This window comes from Neisseria sp. P0020.S005 (assembly GCF_051957055.1).
Lineage (GTDB): Bacteria > Pseudomonadota > Gammaproteobacteria > Burkholderiales > Neisseriaceae > Neisseria > Neisseria subflava_A.
In genome coordinates this window covers 1-23,170 of the sequence record NZ_JBQCWV010000014.1, presented here as the reverse complement: position 1 = coordinate 23,170, position 23,170 = coordinate 1, and the positions used below count along the sequence as shown (strand labels likewise).

The 23,170-nt window shown below is 46.0% G+C and carries 24 protein-coding genes; 6 read left to right on the top strand and 18 right to left on the bottom strand.

Going from position 1 to position 23,170, the window contains the following annotated elements; all coding sequences use genetic code 11:
* Positions 1-20: 20 nt before the first annotated feature.
* The 6 genes from ACTHTU_RS10350 to ACTHTU_RS10325 all read right to left on the bottom strand — a co-directional run bounded on the left by ACTHTU_RS10350 (position 21) and on the right by ACTHTU_RS10325 (position 10,854).
* Positions 21-1,382, bottom strand: coding sequence for a nitrous oxide reductase family maturation protein NosD (locus ACTHTU_RS10350; protein ID WP_285071148.1), 1,362 nt, complete (start codon positions 1,380-1,382; stop codon positions 21-23).
* Between the two features lie 198 nt (positions 1,383-1,580).
* Entirely contained in the window at positions 1,581-3,548 is a 1,968-nt protein-coding gene (gene nosZ, locus ACTHTU_RS10345; RefSeq protein ID WP_070583437.1) for a TAT-dependent nitrous-oxide reductase, read from the bottom strand.
* Between the two features lie 109 nt (positions 3,549-3,657).
* On the bottom strand, positions 3,658-5,934 hold the full coding sequence (locus ACTHTU_RS10340) for a 4Fe-4S binding protein (protein ID WP_440362492.1): 2,277 nt from the start codon (positions 5,932-5,934) through the stop codon (positions 3,658-3,660).
* Positions 5,935-6,416: 482 nt separating this feature from the next.
* Positions 6,417-7,478 (bottom strand): trimeric porin PorB, encoded by a 1,062-nt coding sequence (gene porB / locus ACTHTU_RS10335; protein ID WP_440362491.1) that lies wholly within the window; start codon positions 7,476-7,478, stop codon positions 6,417-6,419.
* A 313-nt stretch (positions 7,479-7,791) separates the two neighbouring features.
* On the bottom strand, positions 7,792-8,637 hold the full coding sequence (truA, locus tag ACTHTU_RS10330; RefSeq protein WP_440362490.1) for a tRNA pseudouridine(38-40) synthase TruA: 846 nt from the start codon (positions 8,635-8,637) through the stop codon (positions 7,792-7,794).
* A gap of 231 nt (positions 8,638-8,868) precedes the next feature.
* Positions 8,869-10,854, bottom strand: a complete 1,986-nt coding sequence (locus ACTHTU_RS10325) for a FimV/HubP family polar landmark protein (protein WP_440362509.1) — start codon at positions 10,852-10,854, stop codon at positions 8,869-8,871.
* Positions 10,855-11,207: 353 nt separating this feature from the next.
* Here ACTHTU_RS10325 and ACTHTU_RS10320 point away from each other — a divergent pair, with 353 nt between their 5' ends.
* The 6 genes from ACTHTU_RS10320 (at position 11,208) to dtd (ending at position 14,609) form a co-directional block, all read left to right on the top strand.
* Complete coding sequence (locus ACTHTU_RS10320; RefSeq protein WP_070460216.1) at positions 11,208-11,741, top strand: septation protein A; 534 nt, start codon at positions 11,208-11,210, stop codon at positions 11,739-11,741.
* Positions 11,741-12,031 carry a YciI family protein gene (locus tag ACTHTU_RS10315; RefSeq protein ID WP_440362489.1) on the top strand — a complete coding sequence of 97 codons (291 nt, stop codon included), beginning with the start codon at positions 11,741-11,743 and terminating at the stop codon, positions 12,029-12,031. The genes ACTHTU_RS10320 and ACTHTU_RS10315 overlap by 1 nt, the downstream gene beginning before the upstream one ends.
* On the top strand, positions 12,028-12,300 hold the full coding sequence (locus tag ACTHTU_RS10310) for a BolA family protein (RefSeq protein ID WP_285071143.1): 273 nt from the start codon (positions 12,028-12,030) through the stop codon (positions 12,298-12,300). Before ACTHTU_RS10315 ends, ACTHTU_RS10310 begins: the two co-directional genes overlap by 4 nt.
* A 69-nt stretch (positions 12,301-12,369) precedes the next feature.
* Positions 12,370-13,242, top strand: a complete 873-nt coding sequence (locus tag ACTHTU_RS10305; RefSeq protein ID WP_285071142.1) for a peptidylprolyl isomerase — start codon at positions 12,370-12,372, stop codon at positions 13,240-13,242.
* Between the two features lie 44 nt (positions 13,243-13,286).
* Positions 13,287-14,051, top strand: coding sequence for a peptidyl-prolyl cis-trans isomerase (locus ACTHTU_RS10300; protein ID WP_107868323.1), 765 nt, complete (start codon positions 13,287-13,289; stop codon positions 14,049-14,051).
* Between the two features lie 96 nt (positions 14,052-14,147).
* On the top strand, positions 14,148-14,609 hold the full coding sequence (gene dtd / locus ACTHTU_RS10295) for a D-aminoacyl-tRNA deacylase (protein ID WP_440362488.1): 462 nt from the start codon (positions 14,148-14,150) through the stop codon (positions 14,607-14,609).
* 59 nt (positions 14,610-14,668) lie between these two features.
* On the opposite strand, the gene ACTHTU_RS10290 is transcribed toward dtd, so the two are convergent.
* The 12 genes from ACTHTU_RS10290 to hisH all read right to left on the bottom strand — a co-directional run bounded on the left by ACTHTU_RS10290 (position 14,669) and on the right by hisH (position 22,932).
* Positions 14,669-15,187, bottom strand: coding sequence for a gluconokinase, GntK/IdnK-type (locus tag ACTHTU_RS10290; protein ID WP_440362487.1), 519 nt, complete (start codon positions 15,185-15,187; stop codon positions 14,669-14,671).
* Between the two features lie 90 nt (positions 15,188-15,277).
* Positions 15,278-16,663 carry a GntP family permease gene (locus ACTHTU_RS10285; protein WP_440362486.1) on the bottom strand — a complete coding sequence of 462 codons (1,386 nt, stop codon included), beginning with the start codon at positions 16,661-16,663 and terminating at the stop codon, positions 15,278-15,280.
* Between the two features lie 573 nt (positions 16,664-17,236).
* Positions 17,237-18,013 (bottom strand): twin-arginine translocase subunit TatC, encoded by a 777-nt coding sequence (gene tatC, locus ACTHTU_RS10280; RefSeq protein ID WP_440362485.1) that lies wholly within the window; start codon positions 18,011-18,013, stop codon positions 17,237-17,239.
* A 15-nt stretch (positions 18,014-18,028) separates the two neighbouring features.
* Entirely contained in the window at positions 18,029-18,691 is a 663-nt protein-coding gene (tatB, locus tag ACTHTU_RS10275; RefSeq protein WP_440362484.1) for a Sec-independent protein translocase protein TatB, read from the bottom strand.
* Positions 18,692-18,694: 3 nt separating this feature from the next.
* On the bottom strand, positions 18,695-18,898 hold the full coding sequence (gene tatA / locus ACTHTU_RS10270; protein ID WP_003679438.1) for a Sec-independent protein translocase subunit TatA: 204 nt from the start codon (positions 18,896-18,898) through the stop codon (positions 18,695-18,697).
* Between the two features lie 41 nt (positions 18,899-18,939).
* The gene (locus ACTHTU_RS10265) at positions 18,940-19,263 is read right to left on the bottom strand and encodes a histidine triad nucleotide-binding protein (RefSeq protein ID WP_315037839.1); all 324 of its coding nucleotides are present in this window, start codon (positions 19,261-19,263) and stop codon (positions 18,940-18,942) included.
* 117 nt (positions 19,264-19,380) lie between these two features.
* On the bottom strand, positions 19,381-19,704 hold the full coding sequence (locus ACTHTU_RS10260) for a phosphoribosyl-ATP diphosphatase (protein WP_440362483.1): 324 nt from the start codon (positions 19,702-19,704) through the stop codon (positions 19,381-19,383).
* Between the two features lie 32 nt (positions 19,705-19,736).
* Positions 19,737-20,144 carry a phosphoribosyl-AMP cyclohydrolase gene (gene hisI / locus ACTHTU_RS10255; protein WP_440362482.1) on the bottom strand — a complete coding sequence of 136 codons (408 nt, stop codon included), beginning with the start codon at positions 20,142-20,144 and terminating at the stop codon, positions 19,737-19,739.
* A 43-nt stretch (positions 20,145-20,187) separates the two neighbouring features.
* Positions 20,188-20,955, bottom strand: coding sequence for an imidazole glycerol phosphate synthase subunit HisF (gene hisF / locus ACTHTU_RS10250; RefSeq protein WP_440362481.1), 768 nt, complete (start codon positions 20,953-20,955; stop codon positions 20,188-20,190).
* A 40-nt stretch (positions 20,956-20,995) separates the two neighbouring features.
* Positions 20,996-21,313, bottom strand: a complete 318-nt coding sequence (locus ACTHTU_RS10245) for a hypothetical protein (RefSeq protein ID WP_049331168.1) — start codon at positions 21,311-21,313, stop codon at positions 20,996-20,998.
* 164 nt (positions 21,314-21,477) lie between these two features.
* Positions 21,478-22,215, bottom strand: a complete 738-nt coding sequence (gene hisA / locus ACTHTU_RS10240) for a 1-(5-phosphoribosyl)-5-[(5-phosphoribosylamino)methylideneamino]imidazole-4-carboxamide isomerase (protein ID WP_440362480.1) — start codon at positions 22,213-22,215, stop codon at positions 21,478-21,480.
* Between the two features lie 72 nt (positions 22,216-22,287).
* Entirely contained in the window at positions 22,288-22,932 is a 645-nt protein-coding gene (gene hisH / locus ACTHTU_RS10235; RefSeq protein WP_440362479.1) for an imidazole glycerol phosphate synthase subunit HisH, read from the bottom strand.
* Positions 22,933-23,170 lie beyond the last annotated feature (238 nt).

Below are 23,170 nucleotides of genomic sequence, written 5' to 3'. Positions count from 1 at the left end.
AAGGCCGTCTGAAAACATGTTTAATTCAAAGATCCGTTTTCGGCATCACTCCAATCGGATTGGCGCGTACTGGCTTCGTGCAACAGCTCATCCTTCATGGCTTCGTATTTGGTGCTTGTTTTGTTGCTGATCGGTTTCATCAATGGCTTACTGTCGATGACGCCGCCCGGCAAAATAGCGGGGAACTGAGATTGCGCCCATTTGACAATGCTGACGGCAGGGCTGTTCATCAGCAGACGGGACACGGGGGCGCGCCAAATGATTTGGTCTATGATGCCGTTCGGTCGATAGGCATTATCGCCAAAACCATCGCCATCAAGATCGAATGTACTGTTGTCGCTCCAATAATTGCCTCGGCCGCCCTCTCCCCAATCAAGGAAACGGGTGCTGACGTATTTAACTTGGCTTTCGTTGTTGATAAACGAATTATTGGACAGGCTTGTGCCTTCAATAGCCGCGGTAAAGTGAATGCCGATTTGACAGTTTTCAAAATGGTTGTCAAAAATTTTATTGAAGTTGGCGTTATAGGCGAATACGCATTTACCGGCTTTGTTGATAATGTTGTCGTTAATATCGGAATAGTTGACGTAGTTGAGCATAATGCCTTGGTCGCGGCTGCCAACGGCAATGTTGCCATACACTTTCAGGCGTTCGGAAAACATCAGCACATAACCCATGTTGTTGCCGACGGAGATATTGTTGCTGACTTCGCTGTCGTTGGTGTACATATAATGCACTGCAAAACGCAAATCGCTGAAACGATTGCCTTTATAGGTATTTTTGGTACTGGTGTTGGAGAAAATACCGTCACGGCCTTTGGAAATATCGTTGTCGACTACTTGCGCGCCCGGCGCATTCCAAACCGTTACGCCATTACCGCGCTCATTCACGCGCAATGTGGCTTCCCCGACAATCTTATTTTCGCGCACCATCGATTCTGCCGCGCCATGAATGTACACGCCAACAGAGTTGTCCAAGACATTATTGTGTTCAACCAATGCGCGCGGAGCCGTTTCCTCAAGATAAATGCCCGCATCCATGGCCGGCAGGCTCAAGCCTGAATTGGAAACTGTCAGATTGCGCAGAGTTACGTCAGGCGCATGAACGGCAATGGTACGCCCGCTCCTGTCGCCGACAATCTTGGCGGAGCGATCGGCTGGACCTTCAATGGTAATCGGTTTGTCGATATAAAGTTTGGTCTTGTATGTACCGGAGGCAAGCTTGAGCGTATCGCCGGCTTGGGCGCGCGCTAAAGCATCATTAAGATTGTCTTGTGCAGATACGTTGATGACTGCGGCAAAGGCCGTCTGAACCATACTGCCAAATAGCAATACGAATGCGGCACGTTGCCATTTGGAACGATGGGATGGTGTATGCGTCATAATTATATCTCAATTTCAGACGGCCTGTTTTCTACATGATAAACCTATGCAGAAACAGGTATTTTGATGTTATAGCAAAGCTGTCTGATGATGGCTTATATCTCATTGCCATACTAGCTGACAAACAGCTTTGCTATAAAGGCCGTCTGAAAGAATGTCTTTTCAGACGGCCTAAAGGATTAAATCATCAAACCAAAATTATTTTGGTTTAACAATCATTTGGCCTGACATTTCCATGTGCAATGCGTGGCAGAACCATTGGCAGTAGTACCAGTGTACGCCTGGACGAACTGCTTTGAAGGTTACAGAAGATGTCGCTTGCGGGCCGATCTCCATAGCGATACCGTAGCCTTCCAAAGTGAAACCGTGAGTCAAGTCCTCAATGGTCTCAACGTTGGTTACGTATACGGTCACTTCGTCGCCTTGGTTCACTTCAAATTGAGGGATACTGAATGCAGGCGCAACGGCAGTCATGTACACGCGTACTTTGTTGCCTTCACGTACGACTTTAGCGGCTTTTTCCAGCTCAACGCCATCTTTTTGTGCTTGTTCCAAAGCATCTTTCCAGAACCATGGGTCTTTGCGGTCCCAAGTTTTGCTTGGATTTACTTTGGAGGCGGAAACCAGACAGAAGTCATGTGGTTCTGCAAAAGTCGGGTTGTCGTGAACCAGACGCATTTCGTCGCCGGAGATGTCGATCAATTGGTCACACTCAGGTTTCAGAGGACCTGCGTTCAGGAAGCGGTCTTTGGAGAATTTGTTCAAAGACACCAACCATTTACCGTCGGCTTCTTTGGTTTCGCCCATGGTAGTGTGGTTGTGGCCAGGTTGATAGTGAACGTCCAATTTTTGTTTGATCGGATCGATTTTCTCGCCTTTGTAGGCTTTAATCGCATCGTCGATGTTCCATTTCACCATTTGGCTGTCGATAAACAATGTAGTATAAGCATTGCCGCGACCGTCAAATGCAGTGTGTAATGGGCCAAGACCCAGTTGAGGTTCAGCTACGACAACATCGCGCTCTTTAATTTTGCCTGCAAACAAATCGTCCAGTTTGCTGACATCCAATACGGTAACGGTTGGAGACAGTTTACCGTTGAGCATGATGTATTTGCCATCAGGGCTTGCGTTACAGCCGTGAGGAGAGTTAGGCACAGGGATGTAGCGGGTGTATGGAGAGTTGGCTTCTGCACGGCCGTCCAACATTTTCACGCCGTTAACTTCTTTGAAGTCGCCTTTTTTGATGCCTTCTTCGATAGCGGCTAGGTTAAATACCACACACCAGTCTTGCTCGTTGGAAGAAGCACCTTGTACAGTCAGAGCGCGTTCAGAGTTATAGCAGGTAGAGAAAGAGTATTTACCTTGGTAGTCGGCATCGCCGTTGTCCAAGTTACCGTCTACCAAAACTTGCCATGCGATTTCCATGGTTTCGCCGTCAATTGCGGTATAAACGGCATTCCAAGTTTTCGCATCATCCCATTTACCTACGCCGTCAACTGGAACAATGTGTTCGCCGTTGGCAAAAACGTAACCGGTTTTCGGATAACGTTGCGGACGCAGACCGTGGATACCTGAAGCATTAGGAATATCGATGATTTTATCGGTTTTCATTACATCCAAGCGGACGCGGCAAACACGGGTGTTTGCTTTATCGTTGGCGTAAGCATAACGGCCATCGTAAGTTTGGTCGGTGAAAGACAAGTGCGGGTGGTGCAAGTCGCCGTTAGGGTAGCAACGCAGACCGCTGTCTTGCAGGAATTTACGGGTTTCCGGCGTAATGTTTCCGTTCAAAACGCTCAGACTCTCGTTGGTACGACCCCAACCGGTAGCGCTGTCCATATTGAATACTGGGATACGCATCAGTTCGCGCATAGATGGCAAACCGATCAAGCGCATTTCGCCTGATTGACCGCCTGACAGGAAACCGTAGTATTGGTCAAGTTCACCTGGACCCACTTCGGAAGTCATTTTGCCCGGCTCGGCAGAATGAGCAGCTGCTTTTTCAGCAGGAGCTGCGCCAGAAGCAGCAGCTTTATCACCCTCACCGTTAGAGCAACCGGCCAAGCCCAACAAACCGGCACCGGCAATACCTGCACCGGAAGCAGCGGCAGTACCTAAGAATGAACGACGGCTTAAGCCGTTTTGTTCTAATTTTTCGTCTGACATACGACACTCCTTGGATAAAATCCGGCGGCCGATTTTTTTCAGACGGCCTGCCGATGAAAAAATTTCTAAGTCGGGCTGCCAATACAGCCCTCTTTTGTTTTATAAATAACTACTTATCAACACTAATTGCTGATTCTTTTTTAACAAACTGAACAACTTGTTCTTGAGCATTTTGCGTTGCTGCCGCATCATGCTGCTCAGATTTTGCCGCCGCTTGTTTTTGTTTTTTCTTATTCGTTGCCACTACCTGAGGACAACGCGTATCGTGGTGATACATTACCTGGCAATGCAGACATTGGATACATTCGTTCGGATGAATATCGCCTTCTGGTGCAATCGCCTGAACCGGACATTCATGTGTACAAATCTGACAAGGGTTGCCACACATTTTGTAGCGGCGCAGCCAGTCAAACACACGGAAGCGACCCGGCAATGCGATACCCGCACCCAAAGGACACAGATAACGGCAGAAGAAACGTTCGATAAACAAACCGGCAATCAGCAAAGCTGCAGCAAACAAAACAAACCACCATTCGCGCATAAACTTCAGAATAATCGCAGTTTTGAAAGGTTCAACTTCTGCAAATTTTTCAGCAGTGCCCAAATCGTACAGGGAAATAGCCAACAAACCGAAGAAAATGACGTATTTAATGGCTGTCAGGCGCGTATGCAACAGATGTGGAACAGTAATTTGTTTTACACCCAGTTTTTTGGCAACGCGATTGGTCAATTCCTGCAATGAACCGAAAGGACACAGCCAGCCGCAGAACGTACCCCTGTTCCATAACAGCATGGTCGCCGCTGTAAAGAGCCACAGGATGAACACCAGCGGATCCATCAGGAAGAATTCCCAGTGAAACTCAGTCAAAACCGCGGAGAACAAGGTCAGCGTATTGACAACCGATAATTGCGCTTGCGCATACCAACCAATATAAACCAAGGTAAATGTCAGGAAGCAGAGGCGGAAACGGTCATACCATTTTTCGTAACGTACAATCCAGTCTTGGAACAGGAATACCAACAGAAGAATTGTCAAAGCAATACCGACAACAATAATTTGACCTTGCTTGGCTTTCCAAACCTGTTTCCAAAGTTGGTTGGAAACACCATCATCACCGGCAGTCGCATCTTCGGCAATACCCGTACTTTCAGGAACTGAAGCTGCGGCCGCAACTTGCTCAACCGGCGCGCTGATTTCAACAGGTGGCGCTTTTGGATCATCGACATAGTAGCCTTTTGGCAATTCGTAATCCAAATCTGCATTCACGAAAGCTTTATCGTTAACGCTCAACACACGTTGAATCATCAGTTGTAAACGCCATGGCTCAGCAGCATTAAATTCCACACCTTCCGGGATGGTAAACCAAGAGACCTCTTTAAATGCAGGTGCACCTTCCGCTGCCAAAGCAACTACACGCTCATGTTGTGCATCGGTAAAACGGAAGCTTGTATCGCCCTGAATCATTTCGATACGGTCGAAGATACCGCCACGCACATAGCCTGAGCCCTTCCAAGAGTATCGGCCTTCACCGGCAACCATAATCGCCTGTTGACCTGGTTGCAAACGTTTTTGCAGATTATTCCAACCGGCTTCACCCAAAAGGCTTTTACCGATAGAAGGTTGGCTGACCAAAGCAACATATAAATCAACGAATGTATCGTTACCATCGCCCTGCTCTGCATGGTCTGTAACACCTGCTTTACCGCCTTTTTCAAACAGTTTGTTGATATCGTCAACAGAAATATGCAGATGACCAACAGCTTTTTGTTCTAACAGTGCATTCCAAGACTGAATATCTTGTTTATCAGAATTCACAGCACGACGAGGACGGGTTTGAACCGCAGGCTCATTTGCAGCTTGTTCACCAGAAGCGGCAGCAGCACCGGCTTGAGTCGCTTTATCCGTACCCAAATGATATTGATGAATAACCGATTTGACAGAACGCTGAATACTGTCGTTAATCACCATTAACGTTACAGTCGCACCACTGATGATATCACCAGGAGCCACGCCAGGCTGCGGAGGATTTTTAATAAAATTTAAGCCAATATATTTATCAATGAATTTATCAACACGGGATTGCGGAATACCAATCAGCATAATTGGTTCATGATGTTCAACCAATTTTGCTCCCGCAATAGTGCCATCATTGGCCAATGCAATCATCGTATCGATCGGCTTACTCGAATAACCGCGCGTATTAACCACATCAGTCGTGATATAAACCAAGCCAAGTTGCTCTTCGCCTTTATATACACGAGCAACCAAAGGCTTACCTTCCGGTTTGCCGTAGCGATCAGCACCAGGAAAAATTTCAGAAGGCTGAATTTTTGCCAAAAAATCAGGCAAGCGCTCCGCGTAAGCAGGCAGGCTTACTATCATCATAGAAAACACAGCAAAAAGCACAAGGATTCGTTTCCAAATGCCACTTAAGCACTTCATTTCAAGACAGGACATGGCTATTCCCGATATATCGATACTCTAAACACTTATATTATATGAATCATCTATCAGCAATAATTTGATTAAAATCAAATTTACAAATCTTAAAACCAAATTCCACATGCTAATAATACTTTAGAACTATAAAAATAAATCTTTTATTAGTCGACATGAAATATAGGAAAATCAACTTAATCAATGACCATCTTTATATTGTTAACTTATTTATAATAATACTCAAAACAATTTCCAATATTTTATTTAGCATATATTTAATAGAATATAATCTGACTTAGATTTTCATAAGCCGTCTGAAAATATCGAAAATACTTTAACCTGCCCCTGCAATAACAAAATACATTCCCTACAAAAACAAAAAGAGCCTGTATAAAACAGGCTCCTTTTTAGACTAATCTTAAGTCAGATTAGAATTTGTGACGCAGGCCAACAGTACCAGCAGTTTTCTCGTATTTAGTATCGCCTTTGCCTTCTTTCAACCAGCCGGCAGACAACAGGGCAGAAGTGCGTTTAGAGAAGTCGTAGTCAGCACCAACGATAACTTGGTTGTAAGCGCTGTTCTCTCGTTTCACGCCTTCTTCTTTAGCTTTGAAGCCGTGAGCGTAAGAAACACGAGGAGTTACGTTGCCGAAGCGGTAAGCAGCAGTTGCACCAACTTCAGTACGTTCGTTTTTCTTAGCACTAGCTACGTCAGCTTTGAAGCCTTCATATTGACCTACAACAGCAACCATCAGGTTGTTGGCATCGTAACCAGCAGTCAGACGGTGAGCTTGGTGATCTTTGTAAGTACCAGCAGCCAAAGTAGTGTTGCGGTTGAATACTTTCAAGTAATCAGAAGTCAAGTCAGCACGTTTAGCATAAGAACCAGCGTAGCGACCGAAGAAGCCAGAGTTTTCGTAGTTCAGACCCAAGTCGTAAGATTCACGGCTTTTCACAGTGTGATTGTATTTGTCGCCAGGGTTAGCATTGTCGCGAGGTTGGTATTGTACGCTTGCGCTGAAACCACCAAACACAGGAGTGTCGTAACGTACAGATACTTTACGAGAATCTACACGTTTGATTTTAGCCAATTGCATAGCATCTGCATTAGCTTTACTAGATTCCCAAGGGTCGAAGCTGTCGCTGCTGTTGCTCAGGGCATTATCCAAGTTACCGGCACGAACTTTACCGAAACCACCTTCCAAGCCCAAGAAAGATTCACGGTTAGCGAAACCAGAGTCACCACCGGCGATAGAAGTTTTTTGTTCAACTTGCCAGATAGCATTCAGGTTGCTACCCAAGTGTTCATGGCCTTTGAAACCGATGCGAGAGCCGTAGTCAGCAATCTCAGTAGCAGTTTTAGAAGAAGTCTTACCCTCTTTTACTTTAGAAATATCTACGCCAGCTTTGATTTGACCGTACAGAGTCACATCAGCCATAGCTGCAACAGGCAGAGCTGCCAAAGTCAGAGCAATCAGAGATTTTTTCATTGCTGTATTCCTTTTCTATTGTGAAGAAATAACTTAAGCAGACCGGACAATCCGCTTAGGCTTACTTTATCGCTGGAATCAGCGATTCCATGACTGTCACTATAATTGTTCCTTTCTAAAAAAACAAACTTTATTCAATTCCCCCCCACCACCGCAGAAACTAAATAAAGGTAGAGACAACCCAAAAAATGGAAATTTATTATTTAAAATCAATGATAAATTTCTTCAAAATCAAGATTTGCATTTTTACAACACTTTATCAGTTTACACATCAATTACGCTATTTTGTTGCTTTTATACCAACAATCCACAGTTAGGCCGTCTGAAAATCATTACCTAGAACGCTCATCCACTCGGGCAAAGATAGCTGAGTTACCCCAAACTCATCAGGATAATCAACACCTGTTAAATACAGACCATCAGACATAAAAGTTGGCGGAGCCTTCAATCTGCTTTTTGCATGAAAGACCGACTCAAACTCATCTACACTGATTCTGCCACTACCTACGTACACCAATGCCCCCATAATATTGCGTACCATATGATGCAAGAATGCATTTCCATGCAAATCAAGGCACAGATAGCGAGAAGTTCCACTAATCTTTGTACTATATAGTGTCTTTATAGGGGACTTCGCCTGACATTCAGCCGCCCGAAAGCTGGAAAAGTCATGTTCACCCTCCAACAAGGCAGCAGCCTGCCTCATCAGATTTAAATCTAATTTCAAATGCGTCCACCCTACTCTGCCAACCAATAATGGGGAACGAACCGGTGAGGATTCCAATAAATAGCGATAATGGCGGCCATAAGCATCAAATCGGGCATGGAAATGAGGTACAACTTTTTGCGCAACCAACACAGCAACACCATCAGGCAAATGTGCATTGACACCACGCACCCATGCTTGCTCCGGACGACTTACTGATGTATCAAAATGCACTACCTGGGCAGTTGCATGCACACCCGTATCCGTCCTTCCCGCAACAATAGTATTAATTTGCTCCCCTGCTATTGAAGACAAGGCCTGCTCTAAGGCCGTCTGAACAGTCGGCAAATCTCCGGCCTGTTTTTGCCAACCATAAAAACGGCTTCCATCATAAGAGAGGATCAAAGCCCAACGCTGCACGAGATGCCCTGTTGTATTTGCTTGTTCAGTCATTTCTTATACTTCTTGTAAATTGATATTATTGCCTACGCGTAAGTAACAAATATTAAAAAGGCGTGATCAACACACGCCTCCATCCATTATGTATTTCAGACGGCCTTCATCTTCAACCATCACATCAAGCTGAAATCTTACCCAACTGATAATAGACTCAGCCAAAATCTTGCTTTTTAATTTACCATAAAAAAGATGCCGTCTGAAACGGCATCTTCATTTTACTGGCACTTATGCGCCAAGTTCTTTCATCAGTTTTTGAGCTTTATGCAGAATATCGCCTTCAGCCTCTTCAATCAGCCCTTGCAATGTTTCTCGAGCCGCTTCAGGATCACCGATTTCGATATACATCTTAGCCAAATCATATTTAGCTTCAAACGGTGCAGTTATTCCGACTGATTCTGAAACAAAGCCTCTGTCACTATTGCTTTTATCGGCAGCCACTGAAACATCTTCAGCTCCCCATTCCAATGCACCTTCTTCAATCACAAACTCAGAAGCAGCTTCTTCTTTCTCTACTTCTTCTTTGGTTTCTTGAATTTGCAAGTCTTGATCTTGCTTGATATCGAATGGCAGCACATGGCCGTCTGAATCTTCAGGGGTATCTACCGTAAACTCGAGTGGCTCTTCATTTCGCGACTCGAAGACTTTTGTCTCTGTCGCAAAATCAAACTCAGCAAATGTATTTGCCTGCTCTTCTTTACGTTCAGGCATAACAACGGATACCGGCTGATATGGATTTTCCGGTTCAGGCTCGTACACGCTTTCTGTTGATTCGATACTATCCCAATCAGCATAGCGACGTTGCTCTGTCTCTGCATCATGCGTTACTGCACCTGAAAGAATACCTGTCTGACTATTGTCAATCTTACCCAAATCAAGTTTGACATCATTAATAGTGGAAGATTCTTCTACTTCATTGATAACCACATCATCTTCGAAATCATCTTCGATAAACAGACCGTCTTGAGTTTTTTCTGACGGCATTACTTTAGTTGCAGCAACCGCAGCAGCTGAAGCAGCAACATTTTTCTGTACAGCCTTCTCTTCATCCTTACGGCTTACAGGTGCTTCTTCCGGCTCATCTTTGCGTTTACCGGCAGCTTTCAACAACAACCAAGCAGCAATAAGGGCTGCACCACCTGCCAACAACCATTTCCATAAATTGCCGTCTGATTCGCTTTCTGTTTGCTCCGCGACAGAATCAGTGGTTGCAACAGGCTCAGAAGCCACTACATTCTCTTGAACATCAGAAGCCATAACGTCTTGAACATCGGACGCAGGAACAGTCGATGCGGCATTTTCATTAACCGCTGCAGATGCTGTTTGTTCTGTTTGTTCCGCTGAAGCTTGTTTTACTTCTTCCTGTTGCTGTGTATTTACGCCAGCATCTTTAACCTGGGCTTCAGTTTGAGCCTCAGGCTGAACAACAGGTTTTTCTGTTTTAGCTTCTGTTGCATTGACGGTTTCATTGCCTTTCTCTGTCGCTGTATTGGTTTTAACAGGAGCAGAAGCAGCCAAGCGTTGCAATTCGCTACGGTTTGGAATATTCAGTACTTTACCTGCCAACATACGGTTGGCATTGTTATCGATAAACACATCCGGATTGGCATTTACCAAAGCCTGGATGGTTTGATCCAAGGTCATACCCTGCGGACGGATACTGGACGCGATGGCAATCAGGGTTTCACCCGTACGCACCAAATGCTGTCTGCCTGAACGTGAGGCCGTATCATTTTTAGTAGGAGCCGTCTGAACTTGTTTTTTCTCAGCCTTACGCTGCACATCCTTACGCGCTTGAGCTGCCTGATTACCTGCTGCTTTATTGTTTTTAGTTACAGGCTGTTGGGCATTGCGTGTTGGCTCGGAGGATTGAGATTCAGTAGCCGGACGGGTACGAACAGATGCAGCATCTTTAGAATCATATCCGGCCGGATCGATAATGGCGGTGTATTCACGCGATTGCGCGCCGACACCTACTTGGAAAACCAAAACAGGATCTTTGATGGCTTGAGAAGAGCGGATAGTAACGACTGCCTTATCGCCTGATTTGCGTACCGCCGCGCGCAAATTGCCATTTGAAATAGTGGCCTTACCGCCATTGAGCAGAGCCTGAGCTTCCTCACCAGTCACAGTGATACTGCCTGTAAAAGGCTCACCCAAATGAGATTGAACATTCAAGCCCCCCAAACCCGCAGAGGCACTGAGCGATGTCATTAAAGCGATAGAAGCTGTAATTAATTTAATATTGTGATGTTTTTTCAAAACGGATCCCCTATTCGAAAATTATGGTACTAACCAATGTGCGCGCATTTAACCATATATTTACTAGATATTACGTCATGATATATTTTTAACCCATCCCTGCCAAGCAATAGAGGCTATTCAGCCTAAAATTCCTTAGCAAATCTATTACTTTTGCATGCTTGTGTTTCTTTTTTACAAATTTCGCCAACCCAAAACAAATATTTTATATAAATATATGTGGTATTGAAGTTAAGGGGAAAGGTGCAAAAAAACACATCTCCCTGTATGATTAGCATTTACTCAATTAGTTTCATCATTAATATATGAAGATTTTGAGCGACTTATTTGCCGTATTCTTATTTTTCATCACATACATCATCACCAAAGACATGATTGCCGCAACAGCTGTTGCGGTTATAGTCGGCATTGCCCAAGCTGCGCTGACCTTTTGGAAACACCGTAAACTGGATACCATGCAATGGGTCAGCCTGATTTTGATTGTCTTTTTTGGCGGCGCAACGATTCTGCTGAAAGACAACCGCTTTATCATGTGGAAACCGACCGTTCTGTTTTGGATCGGTGCCATCGTCATGCTGTTCAGCCACCTTGCCGGTAAAAACGGGCTTAAAGCCGTCATGGGCAAAGAAATGCAGCTCCCTGATTTTGTATGGACGCACCTGACTTATGCATGGATTGGCTTCCTGATTTTTATGGGTGCGGCCAACCTCTTTGTCTTTACATATTTTCCAGACCAATGGGTCAATTACAAACTGTTCGGCACATTGGGTTTCACAATCATTTTTTCCATCGCACAGGGTATGTATCTGATGCGTTTTCAGCCTAAGGAGGATCAATAATGGAATATTTCATGCTTTTGGCTACTGATGCCGAAGATGTCCACGAAGCACGCATGGCAGCACGCCCTGCCCATTTAGCACGCTTAGAAGAATTGAAAGCGCAAGGCCGTCTGCTGATTGCCGGCCCCAATCCTCTACCAGATAATCCGGAACGCGTTTCCGGCAGCCTGATAGTGGCTCAATTTGAATCTTTGGACGCTGCACAAGAATGGGCTGAACAAGACCCTTACGTCGATGCCGGCGTATACGCAGAAGTATTGATTAAACCCTTTAAAGCCGTGTTCAAATGAGCAATATGCGTCAAATTATCGAGGAACTCCTGCAGGCACTTGAGCCTGAGTTCTTCGATTTTGAAGATGAAAGCCATCTGCACGCCGGCCATTCCGGCAATAAAGGCGGTGGGCATTACGCTATAGTGGTGGTCAGCAACTCATTTGAAAACATTGGCCGCCTTCAGCGGCAACGTATGATTAAGCAGCTTTTACAAGACTTGTTTTCAGACGGCCTGATTCATGCACTCAGTATCAAAGCGGCCACGCCGAACGAATACTTCCATTAAGATTACTACTTAAACTTTGATTTCTAATCATTAATTTATTTCCAATCATTAATTTAAAAGAGAAATACAATGAAAAAAACCTACTTTGCTTCAGCCTTGATGCTTGCTCTGACTTCCGGCACCCTGTTTGCCCAAACTTTGGTTACCGTCAACGGTCAAGCCATCGACAGCAGCGTTATCGATGACCAAGTTGCTTCCATACTCGCCAGCAACCCGAACGTTCAAGACACTCCTGAATTGCGTCAAATGCTGACTGAACGCCAAGTTATCAGCACTGTTGTTACCCAAGAAGCCAAAAAATTAAAACTGGATCAAAGCGCTGAATTCAAAACAGCATTGGAACAAGCGCGTGCTGATGCCGCCAAACAAGGCGCAGATAAAAAAGCCACATTCAAAACCGAATGGGCAGTTTTCGAAAAAGATTTATTGGGCCAAGCTTTTGCAGCACATATCGTCCGTCAAAATCCTGTTCAAGAAAAAGATGTCAAAGCCGCTTACAACGATTTCAGCAACTTCTATAAAGGTACTCAGGAAGTCCAACTGGGCGAAATCTTAACCGACAGCAACAGCAATGCCCAAAAAGCCATTGCCGATTTGGATGCGAAAAAAAGCTTTGTTTCGGTATTGAACCAATACTCAATTGACGAAGCGGCCAAAAAAGCCGGCGGCATCCCTAAAGCTTATGTTCCGCTTAAAGATTTGCAAGAATCAGCGCCTCCGCTTTACGCTGCAGTCAAAGACCTGAAAAAAGGTGCGTACACTAAAACTCCACTGCAAAACGGTAATCTGTACGCCGTTTTCTACGTCAATGACCGCCGTAACGTTACCGTACCTTCTTACGAAGCCGCTAAAAACGAGATTGGCAGCGACTTACAGGCAGCCCGTGTTGATGCGGCCATTCAATCATTACTGAAAAAAGCCAGCATCAAAGTCAACAAATAATATAAGGTGCCCGCCGTGATAGCGGCGGGCAATAAGGAACTCACATGAACATCAAGCCCAAAACTGCCGTTTTGGCTATCCTCGCCTTGTCAACCGTGAGCTTAGCAACCGCCAAAGCGCCTGAAATCGATCCCGCCCGTATCGACAGCATGGTCGCCGAAGTATTGAGACAGGCCGATCAACATCCCAACCAGACTGCCAAACCCGATGGCCAGGCAATCCGCAAAGATGTGGTTACACGTTTGCAGACTTTGGAAATTTTGAAAAATGAAGCCATCAAGGCTGGTTTGGACAAAGATGCAGAAGTGCAGAATCAGCTGAAAAACGTTGAAGCTGAGTTTTATGCCAACCAATACGCTGCTTATCTAGAACGTCAAACCGCGGTTGACGATGCCGAGTTGCGCCGTTTCTACGACCATCAAACACGCATTATCAAGCTGCAACAAGTCAGCTTTGCTTCAGCCGACGAAGTACGCGCCGCGCAAGAACTGCTGCTCAAAGGCTTGTCATTTGAAGAACTGATGAAACGCTATCCCAACCCCGAACAAGAGTTCGACGGCTTCATCTCTCCACAACAGCTCTCTCCTCAACTGGCTACCGCTTTTGCCGACATGAACCGAGGCGATGTAACGCATGAGCCGATTCAGATGGAAAGCCGTTTTTATCTGTTTAAACTCAGTGCAGTAGAACGCGATCCCAATGCCGAACCCTTCGAACTGGTACGCAATCAGATTGCCCAAGCCGTTAAACGACAAAAAGTCGAGAATCAGATCGAACGTATCTTGAAAGAAAACGGCATTAATCCGTAAATTAATTCAATAGTTTCAGGCCGTCTGAAACCATATTTGAACCCAGAGGGCGTGTCTTACGCCCTTTTTTACAACTCCTTGTATTCACAAAATATTATGCGCGCTGTTATCCAAAAAGTTACCCAAGCTAAAGTTGACGTTTTGTCCGAAAACTTCTGCGAAACCTGCGGCGAAATCAACAACGGATTTATGATATTGCTCGGCGTTACCCACTCCGATACAGAAGCGGACGCCAAATACATTGCGGATAAAACCGCCAACCTACGCATCTTTGAAGACGAAAACGGCAAATTAAATTTATCGCTCAAAGATGTCGGCGGCTCGATATTACTGGTTTCCCAGTTTACCCTTTACGCCGATGCGCGCAGCGGCCGCCGCCCATCTTTCTCCAATGCCGCACCCGCAGAACAAGCGGATAAACTTTATCAATACACCGCACAACTTCTACGCGAACATGGCTTAACAGTCGAAACCGGCAGATTCCAAACCCATATGCAGGTCTCCCTTTGCAATGACGGGCCGGTTACCTTACTGCTCGATTCACAAAAAACATTCTAAATCCCATCGAAAAAGGCCGTCTGAAATATTTCAGACGGCCTTTCCATTTCTGATCATTACTAAATCAAGCCTTGCGCTTTCACCCAGTTCACAATATCTGCCTCAACGGCCTCAGGCGAACCCGGATTGTCGATTTTGACACCGTACTCATCAGTACCCAGCTCTTCCAAAATCTCCAGCTGAGAATCCAGCATTCCGGCTTTCATATAATGCCCCTGACGCGACAGCATACGCTCAAGATTGATTGCTTGAGGCGGGGTCAGATGGATAAAAGCCACCTTCCCTTCTGCACCACGCAGAATATCGCGGTATTGGCGTTTGAGTGCGGAGCAAGTAACGATGGAATATTTTTCCCCATTTTTTGCCTGCTCCGTCATCCAGTCACGCAAATTGCCCAGCCATGGGTAACGGTCTTCATCCGTCAACGGAATACCTGCACCCATTTTATCGCGGTTGGCTTGGGTATGAAAATCGTCGCCTTCAGCATACGGACATTGGTTGAGATGTTTTTGCAAAGACAGCGCGGCAGTGGTTTTACCGCAACCGCACACGCCCATCATGACAAAATGTGTCGTCATTTTTCTACTCCTTGTTTATCTGGATTTTAACGGTATTTAAAAACGGGCGGATTGTGTTATCTCAAAAACACTATCCGCCCGTTCTTCCGATTAAACCAAAACAAACAACACTGACGATAAAGCAAAACCGATGAGTGCGATAAGTGTTTGGTTGACCGTCCATGTCTTCAAGGTCGTCGGCACATCCATATCCAACAGACGACCGACAAGCCAGAAGCCTGAATCGTTAAAGTGGCTGCAACCGACAGAACCTGCCGCCGTAGCCAATACCACGCAAGTAATCTGCCAATCACTGAAACCTGCCGCTGCAACGGCCGGTGCCATCAACGCGGCAGCGGTAGTCAATGCAACGGTCGCAGAACCTTGCGCAATACGCAGAGCCAAAGCCACCAAGAAACAACCCAGCAAAACAGGAATACCCAAGTCCGCCATGCTGTCTGCCAAAGCCTTACCGATACCGGAAGCACGCAACACTCCACCGAACATACCGCCCGCACCGGTAATCAAAATGACCGAGCAAACCGGACCCAATGCGCCATCAATGGTTTTCTCCAAAGCGCTGGCTTTTTCGCCACGTTTGCCACCCAATACATACAGGGCTACCAAAACGGAAATCAGCAAAGCAATCGGTGTCGAACCGATCATGCGACCAAATTGCACCCAGCCTTCATCTGCACTGACAACTTTCTCACTAATTAAAGTGGACAAACCGGTATTTAAGAAAATCAACAGCATAGGAATCAGCATAATACCGACAACGGTAGATGCTTTTGCAGGCGCTTTCGGTTGGTCATTATCTTGCGTACCACCACTGATCAGATCAGGAACAGGTACATGAATGCTGCGACCCAAAACTTTACCCAATAAATAGCCGCTGAAATACCAAGTAATCAAGGCAACAGGCAAACCTAAAATCAGCAGTTGACCAATATTTGCGCCATAGAACTCAGAAGCAGCAATCGGGCCAGGATGAGGCGGCAGGAAGACGTGCATGACCGAAAATGCGCCAATAGACGCCAGCGCGTATGGTAGAACGGTCTGCTTCATACGGCGTGCCGTTGCAAACACAATCGGCAACATCACCACCAAGCCGGCATCAAAGAAAATCGGGAAACCAAAAATCAAAGAAGCCACGCCTAAGGCAAATGGCGCACGATTCTCACCAAAAATCCGAATCAGCGCATCTGCCAAAGACTGAGCACCGCCGGAAGTTTCCACCAAACGGCCGAGCATTGCACCCAAACCGACCAGCAACGCCACGCTGCCGAGCGTACCGCCGAAGTTTTTGACCAATACATCATTAACAATGCTGCCCATAGGCAGACCTGTTACGATGGCAGTCAGCAGGCTGACCAATACCAACGTCAGCAAGGCATGAACGCGCAGTTTTACAATCAAAATCAAGATCAGCAAAATCGCTGCCGCAGCGATACCGAGCAAGGTACCGGCACTCAGCGTTTGAGTCCATCCATCCATTTTGAAGCCTTTCTCTGTAAGAAAAATACAAACTTATTAATGTTTCTTAACATATATGGATACGATAACACATTTTTACACAGAATCATACGACTGGATTTAGTCAAAATATAAACTTCTCTTTTTCAAAACCCTTTTGCCAGATGCTTAATAACTAAGGATAGCAAAGAAAAAATAAGGACAATAAAAAGGCCGTCTGAAACGTAGTTAATTTTCAGACAGCCTGACATCATGCTTTTTAATAAAATAGAAACGAATATTTTTTCAATTACCTAAAATCAAGTATTTTCGGCTTATGCCTTGGTAAAAATTACCTCATTTTCCAAACGGAATTCCAGCAGTTTGGTATTAAAATCATCTTCAGAATACCAGCCCATTGACGCATAAGGGACCGTTACGCATTACTGCTTCGATTTCGGCAAAATCCTCGGTCGAAATTTTTAGTCACATCAAAAGAATTTAGTGCTGTAACGTTTTTGTACGATTCCCCGAACATTCATCATACTTTTTCTTAAAAACTGAAGTGCCATGATACAAAAGCCGTCTGAAAAATTCTTCAGACGGCCTTGATTCTTAAACTTCTGCCGGTGGTTGCGGTGTATCTTCATCTTCCTGCTGCGTTTTCGCTTTGATAAAGCGGCTGAACCAAATGCCTGCTTCATAGAGCAGAATCAGTGGGACAGCAAGCAGGGTTTGAGAAATTACGTCAGGCGGCGTGATGATTGCGGCCACGACAAACGCACCGACAATCACATACGGACGCGCATTCTTAAGCTGTGCAGTCGAAACAATGCCCATTTTGGCAAGCAACACCACAACGACGGGAACTTCAAACGTCGTACCGAATGCGACAAACATACCCAAAATAAAGGACAAGTATTTGTCGATGTCGGTTGCCATATTGACGCCGACAGGGGTTACACCGGCCAAGAATTTGAAAATAACGGGAAACACCAAAAAATAGGCAAACGCCATCCCAACGAAGAAAAGCGTCACGCTGGATAACACCAGTGGCGTAATTAAACGTTTTTCGTTTTGGTATAAGGCAGGAGCAACAAACGCCCAAACTTGATACAGCGTGTGCGGCAACGACAGCAGAAACGCCGCCATCAAGGTAACCTTCACCGGCACAAAAAACGGCGCGATCACATCGGTCGCAATCATGCTGGTATCTTTAGGCAGATTGGCCATCAATGGTTCGGCAACAAAAGTATAGAGCTGCTGGGCAAACGGCATCATGCCCAAAAAGCAGACGACGATACCGATGACGATCCACATCATGCGGCGGCGCAGCTCGAGAAGATGCTCGATAAGCGGTTGGACGGGTTGTTCGTGTTGAGGTTCGGACACCGGTTGACTCACTTTTTACTTACGGACGCGCAGTTTGGGCTTGGCGTGGAATTTCGGGCGCATATCGCGTTTGCGGCTCATCGCCTGCTTACGCAAAGAAGTCGTATGCAGCGGAGGAACATCGGCAACAGGAGATTCGATATAGCTGACTTCAACCGCAGGAGCTGGGGAAACCGAAGCCGTCAAATACTCACGCCAAGCACGGTCTTGCTCGGACTCGGCATTTTCAGCCTCGACAAGCTCTTGGGTTTGCACTGCCCCACCCTGCTCAGAAGCTTGGATTGCACTTTCATTTTCAGTGCTGCTTGAAGCCAGATCAGGCAAAGGATTGCCAAACTCATCTACACCAAAATCGGCAGGCGTTTTTTGTTCAGGCAGGCGTTCCCACGGCTTGAGGCTGTCTGAAATATCGCTCAGATTTTTTTGAGCATCGTTGCCCAAGTCTTTGATACCGTCGCGAAACTCAGATGCGGCGGTTTCAAATTCCTGCTTCACCTTGCGCAATTCGTCCAACTCAGCCTGAGTGTTGAGCTCCTGCTTGACGTTATTGACGAATCCTTGCAATTTGCCGACCAAACGCCCGGCCGTGCGCGCGGCTTGCGGCAGACGTTCGGGGCCAAGCACTATTAGGGCGACAACGCCGACCAGCAGCAATTCGCCCAAACCGAAATCAAACATGGATTATGCTTTGTCTTCGTCTTTTTTGTGTTCGATGACTTCGTCTTTTTTGGCATCTTTGCCGTCTGTACCTTCGTTCAGGCCTTGTTTGAAGTCATGCACTGCACCGCCGAGATCTTTGCCGACGTTGCGCAATTTTTTGGTACCGAATACCAAAACGACGATAATCAGTACGATAATCCAGTGCCAAAGAGAGAAGCTACCCATGATAAATCCTTGAATTTGTTTAATTTAAAAAGAGATAATAACTATGCGGGCGTACCCATGATATGGATATGCAGGTGGAAGACTTCCTGTCCACCGCCTTTACCTGTGTTGATCAGGGTTTTAAAACCGTCAGTCAAACCTGCCTCATGGGCAATTTGAGGAACTTTCAACATCATTTTGCCTAACAGGGTTTGATGTTCGGCGTTTGCATGTGCCAGTGAATCGAAGTGCACTTTCGGAATCAGCAGCAGATGCACCGGCGCGGCAGGACGGATGTCTTTGAAACAAAGCATCTCGTCGTCTTCGTAAACAGTTTGTGCCGGAATATCTTTGGTTGCGATTTTGCAGAAAATACAATTATCCATAATGACTCCAATGGCCGTCTGAAAAAGGAAGGAACGGGTTTCGACCAAAAAAGGGAAAGCATTTTATCCCAAGAGACGGATTCTGAAACAGGTCAAATACGGGATTGTAATATAAATTCAAGATTCTTTGCGAGAAGCTTTTTCCACTAATCCCGACAAACCTTGACGGCGCGCAAGCTCGTTGACCACATCTTCGGCACGCAATCCGTGATGCGCCAATAAAACCATGGTATGAAACCACAAATCCGCCACTTCGTAAACCAAATGTTCGCCACCGCCATCTTTAGAGGCCATCATGGTTTCGCCCGCTTCCTCGATGACTTTTTTCAGAATCTTGTCTTCGCCTTTGTGCAGCAGTTGGGCGACATAAGAAGCATCGGGATCGCCGCCTTTGCGCGAATCGATGACGTTTTGAATTTGGGTAAGGATAGTATCGGTCATGGTCGGTTTCTCTTATTTTCTTTCAGACGGCCTTAAGGATGTTTATGTCCGTAAATCACTTCTTCATCCTTCAACACGGCATCGACTGTCTGCCATGCTCCGTCTTGCCAAACTTTGTAAAAACAGCTTTCGCGCCCAGTATGACAGGCAATGCCGCCGTTTTGTTCAATCAGCATAACCACCGCGTCGCCATCGCAATCCAGACGCAATTCATGTACTTTTTGTGTATGCCCTGACTCTTCGCCTTTCATCCATTGTTTTTGGCGGGAACGGCTATAATAGTGGGCAAACCCGGTTTCTACGGTTTTTTGCAGGGCTTCGGCGTTCATCCAGGCAACCATCAGCACACGGTGTGTCTGCCAATCTTGGGCAATCGCGCAAACCAAACCTTTTTCATCAAATTTTACGGCATTCAGCAGCGTTTCGTTTATGTTCGACATTCGCATTTTTTTCCCATATTTTCAGACGGCCTTTGGATAGTAATCACAAACGCACTTCAATTCCTGCTTCACGCATGGCCAGTTTTGCTTCGCGGATGCTCGCTTCGCCAAAGTGGAAAATACTGGCGGCCAATACCGCATCGGCCTTCCCTTCTTTAATACCGTCCACCAAGTGTTGGACTGAACCGACGCCGCCGGAAGCAATGACCGGAATATCGACCGCTTCGCTGACCGCGCGTGTCAGAGGCAGGTTGAAACCTTGCTTGGTACCGTCCCGGTCCATACTGGTCAGCAAAATCTCGCCTGCACCGCGCCGCTGCATTTCGACAGCCCATTCCACCGCGTCCAAACCGGTCGAATTACGTCCGCCGTGGGTAAAGATTTCCCAACGGGTGTTTTCAGGGTTGACCGCTTTAGCATCGACGGCTACAACAATCGCTTGCGAACCAAAAAAACCGGCCGCTTCGTTTACCAAATCAGGATTGGTTACAGCGGCCGTATTGATGCTGGCCTTATCGGCACCGGCATTAAGCAGACGACGGATATCGGCAACCGTACGCACACCGCCGCCGACCGTCAATGGAATAAAAACTTGTGAAGCGACTGCCTCAATAACGTGCAAAATAGTGTCGCGATTATCGCTGGAGGCGGTGATATCCAAAAAGGTCAACTCATCCGCGCCTTCATCGTTGTAGCGTTTGGCAACGTCAACCGGATTGCCTGCATCGTGCAAACCCAAAAAGTTGACGCCTTTTACCACTCGACCGTCTTTTACATCCAGACAAGGAATAATTCGTTTTGCCAATGCCATCCTCAATACCTCTTATCCGTTATCAGGCCGTCTGAAACCGTCAGGCCAAAAATTTGCTCAACCAATCCGGCAAATGTTGCAACAGCTGAAAATAACCAATCCCCGCTATCATTGCCAAAACGCAGGAGATGATGAAATTGCTGTCGATACGGCCGACGATGGAAAAAATCAAACCAGCAAATGCCCACACTATCCCATTGAAAATCATCCAATAGGTATCGATAATCGGCAAATCAAACGCCGTCAGCTGCCGCAGTATCACTGCAATCAGTGTAAACCACAAACTTTCGCTTAGCGGATACACTTCACGATCGGATGACCAGATAATCCAAAAACCCAAAACAAACGCTTCAAGCATACCAATCCCTTAATAAAATAAGATATTGAGTGAGTTGTTTTTTATAATTATTTCAGACAGATTTTAAGTCTAAGGACTTTGCAAAATGCCGATTTTGAAATACGCCAACTCCTGCGCTGTTACACCCTGCAAAGCCCTAATCTGCATAATTAAACGCACTTAGGTCAAGCCAAAGAATCGGCCAGTTTTTGTACCTGTGCGAAATCAATACTTCCTTCATAAATTGCGCGGCCGGTAATCGCACCGCTCACACCCTCTTTTTCAACGGCACACAATGCGTGGATATCGTCCAAATTCGTCAAGCCGCCGGAAGCGATAATCGGGATATTCACGGATTGAGCCAATTTGACGGTAGCCTCGATATTCACGCCGCTCATCATGCCGTCACGACCGATATCGGTATAAATAATACTGTTGACGCCATCGTCTTCAAAACGCTTGGCCAAATCGACGACATGATGCTCCGTTACCGTTGCCCAACCGTCTATCGCCACCATACCGTCTTTGGCATCCAAGCCGACGATAATCTGACCCGGAAATGCCTTACATGCTTCGCGCACAAATTCAGGATTTTTCACCGCGGCCGTACCGATAATCACATCGGTCAGACCCAAATCCAAATATTTTTCAATGGTGCCCAAATCACGGATACCGCCGCCAAGCTGTACCGGAATATCTTTGGCTACGGCGGCCAAAATTTCTTTAATCGCCGGAAAATTTTGAGGAACGCCTGCGAATGCACCGTTCAAATCAACCAAATGCAAACGGCGTGCGCCTTGATTGCGCCAATGCAACGCCATCTCTGCCGGCGAGTCGGAAAACACCGTCGCCTGCTCCATCAAGCCTTGTTTTAAACGAACACAGCGTCCTTCTTTCAAATCGATGGCAGGTATCAACAGCATTTTTTCTCCTCTATTCAATTTCAGTATATTTTACACAAATTAGCGATTTTTAGCAGATTTATGTTAAAAACCTCAAATCTGCCAATTTAAAAAATTACGCAGCAGCAGCAATCCTGCCTGATGGCTTTTCTCCGTGTGGAACTGTGTGGCAAACACATTGTCCTTACCGACAATGCAAGCAAATTCATTCGGATATTCGCTGACGCCTAAAACAATCTCTTCATTTTTCGGTGCAAAATAATAGCTATGGACAAAATAAAAATACTCGTTCTGCCCAATGTCTTGAAATAAAGGGTGCGGACGGGTTTGGCGCACTGTATTCCACCCCATATGCGGCACTTTCAGACGGCCTCCTTGTGCATCGGTTTGATTGGGCAAAAACCGTTTTACTTGCCCTTCAAACCAGCCCAAACCATCTGTATCGCCTTCTTCGCTGTGTTCAAACAATAATTGCGCACCTACGCAAATTCCAAAAAACGGCTTGTTTTTCAGGCCGTCTGAAACCGCCTCGCCCAAACCGCTTGCCTTCAACGCCGACATACAATCCGGCATGGCGCCCTGCCCCGGAAAGATAACCTTATCCGCCGCCATCACCTCTTCGGGCCGCGAAGTCAGATAAATTTCGGCATTTTGATTGGACAAGGCCTGCGCCGCCTGAACAGATTTCAATACTGAGTGCAGGTTTCCCATTCCATAATCGACAATCGCTACTTTCATTGTTTCTCCTCAGGCCGTCTGAAAACATTTAATGATTAATATAATAATAAGAATGATTGTAGCAAAAGATGGTTTAAAACAAAATATTGCCACTATACAAGACAAATAATAAAAGGCCGAGACCTTTGCAAAATTCCCCAAAATCCCCTAAATTCCTACTAAGACATTTAGGGGATTTTCCATGAGCACCTTCTTCCAGCAAACCGCACAAGCCATGATTGCCAAACACATCGACCGT

Excerpts from the sequence above, each read along its gene's own strand:
- porB (WP_440362491.1), bottom strand. The coding sequence starts at position 7,478 with ATGAAAAAATCTCTGATTGCTCTGACTTTGGCAGCTCTGCCTGTTGCA.
- hisH (WP_440362479.1), bottom strand. The coding sequence starts at position 22,932 with ATGAAAGTAGCGATTGTCGATTATGGAATGGGAAACCTGCACTCAGTA.
- ACTHTU_RS10305 (WP_285071142.1), top strand. The coding sequence starts at position 12,370 with ATGAAAAAAACCTACTTTGCTTCAGCCTTGATGCTTGCTCTGACTTCC.
- ACTHTU_RS10320 (WP_070460216.1), top strand. The coding sequence starts at position 11,208 with ATGAAGATTTTGAGCGACTTATTTGCCGTATTCTTATTTTTCATCACA.
- ACTHTU_RS10245 (WP_049331168.1), bottom strand. The coding sequence starts at position 21,313 with ATGCTTGAAGCGTTTGTTTTGGGTTTTTGGATTATCTGGTCATCCGAT.
- nosZ (WP_070583437.1), bottom strand. The coding sequence starts at position 3,548 with ATGTCAGACGAAAAATTAGAACAAAACGGCTTAAGCCGTCGTTCATTC.
- hisA (WP_440362480.1), bottom strand. The coding sequence starts at position 22,215 with ATGCTGTTGATACCTGCCATCGATTTGAAAGAAGGACGCTGTGTTCGT.
- hisF (WP_440362481.1), bottom strand. The coding sequence starts at position 20,955 with ATGGCATTGGCAAAACGAATTATTCCTTGTCTGGATGTAAAAGACGGT.
- ACTHTU_RS10350 (WP_285071148.1), bottom strand. The coding sequence starts at position 1,382 with ATGACGCATACACCATCCCATCGTTCCAAATGGCAACGTGCCGCATTC.
- ACTHTU_RS10260 (WP_440362483.1), bottom strand. The coding sequence starts at position 19,704 with ATGACCGATACTATCCTTACCCAAATTCAAAACGTCATCGATTCGCGC.
- tatA (WP_003679438.1), bottom strand. The coding sequence starts at position 18,898 with ATGGGTAGCTTCTCTCTTTGGCACTGGATTATCGTACTGATTATCGTC.
- truA (WP_440362490.1), bottom strand. The coding sequence starts at position 8,637 with ATGACTGAACAAGCAAATACAACAGGGCATCTCGTGCAGCGTTGGGCT.
- tatB (WP_440362484.1), bottom strand. The coding sequence starts at position 18,691 with ATGTTTGATTTCGGTTTGGGCGAATTGCTGCTGGTCGGCGTTGTCGCC.
- ACTHTU_RS10285 (WP_440362486.1), bottom strand. The coding sequence starts at position 16,663 with ATGGATGGATGGACTCAAACGCTGAGTGCCGGTACCTTGCTCGGTATC.
- ACTHTU_RS10300 (WP_107868323.1), top strand. The coding sequence starts at position 13,287 with ATGAACATCAAGCCCAAAACTGCCGTTTTGGCTATCCTCGCCTTGTCA.
- ACTHTU_RS10290 (WP_440362487.1), bottom strand. The coding sequence starts at position 15,187 with ATGACGACACATTTTGTCATGATGGGCGTGTGCGGTTGCGGTAAAACC.
- dtd (WP_440362488.1), top strand. The coding sequence starts at position 14,148 with ATGCGCGCTGTTATCCAAAAAGTTACCCAAGCTAAAGTTGACGTTTTG.
- ACTHTU_RS10340 (WP_440362492.1), bottom strand. The coding sequence starts at position 5,934 with ATGATGATAGTAAGCCTGCCTGCTTACGCGGAGCGCTTGCCTGATTTT.
- ACTHTU_RS10315 (WP_440362489.1), top strand. The coding sequence starts at position 11,741 with ATGGAATATTTCATGCTTTTGGCTACTGATGCCGAAGATGTCCACGAA.
- ACTHTU_RS10310 (WP_285071143.1), top strand. The coding sequence starts at position 12,028 with ATGAGCAATATGCGTCAAATTATCGAGGAACTCCTGCAGGCACTTGAG.
- ACTHTU_RS10325 (WP_440362509.1), bottom strand. The coding sequence starts at position 10,854 with ATGACATCGCTCAGTGCCTCTGCGGGTTTGGGGGGCTTGAATGTTCAA.
- ACTHTU_RS10265 (WP_315037839.1), bottom strand. The coding sequence starts at position 19,263 with ATGGATAATTGTATTTTCTGCAAAATCGCAACCAAAGATATTCCGGCA.
- hisI (WP_440362482.1), bottom strand. The coding sequence starts at position 20,144 with ATGTCGAACATAAACGAAACGCTGCTGAATGCCGTAAAATTTGATGAA.